Origin of the sequence: Maribellus luteus, from assembly GCF_003576475.1 — a bacterium.
Classification (GTDB): domain Bacteria; phylum Bacteroidota; class Bacteroidia; order Bacteroidales; family Prolixibacteraceae; genus Draconibacterium; species Draconibacterium luteum.
Genome location: NZ_QWGR01000270.1, coordinates 1 through 523, shown reverse-complemented (window position 1 = coordinate 523; position 523 = coordinate 1). Strand labels below are relative to the sequence as shown.

1 protein-coding gene is annotated in these 523 nt (G+C 61.4%); it reads left to right on the top strand.

Going from position 1 to position 523, the window contains the following annotated elements; all coding sequences use genetic code 11:
• Nucleotides 1-139 precede the first annotated feature (139 nt).
• Complete coding sequence (locus tag D1614_RS28870; protein WP_119440543.1) at nucleotides 140-490, top strand: hypothetical protein; 351 nt, start codon at nucleotides 140-142, stop codon at nucleotides 488-490.
• Nucleotides 491-523 lie beyond the last annotated feature (33 nt).

Below are 523 nucleotides of genomic sequence, written 5' to 3'. Positions count from 1 at the left end.
CATAGCGTACGACGAGGAGAGGGGGTTTTCCGGCGCCGGCGCCAACGTCCAAGTTGCGCACGACATCGGGATGCGTTCAAAACGAGGCTGCTCCATTTGATGTGACCAGCCCAAACGACCCATAGGACAGGAGCTTCAGATGCCGTACAAACGTCTTACCCTCGTGGCAGCGGTCGCTGTCGTAGCCGCCGTCGGCACCGTGGCCCACGCGCAGACTGACCAGAAGAAGTTCGACCCCTATAGCCAAGGCGCAAAAGTCGGCGACAAGTTCGATCCGTATTCGCAAGGCGCCAACAAGAACGACAGCACCGCCAGAGCGCTGAACCCCGGCGCTCAGCCGGCCAATGTAGAGAATGGCAAGTACGACACGTACACCCAGGGCGCGAAGGCCGGTGAGAAGTTCGATCCGTACAGCCAGGGCGCGAAGGCCGGCGGCAAGTTCGACCCGTACAGCGAGGGCGCCAACAAGAAGGACGCGCCCAAGCAGTAAGCCCGTGCCGATCGGGTTCATGAAGACGCTGAT

What these genes read in the sequence shown, in the direction of transcription:
- D1614_RS28870 (WP_119440543.1), top strand. Translation starts at nt 140, where the DNA reads ATGCCGTACAAACGTCTTACCCTCGTGGCAGCGGTCGCTGTCGTAGCC.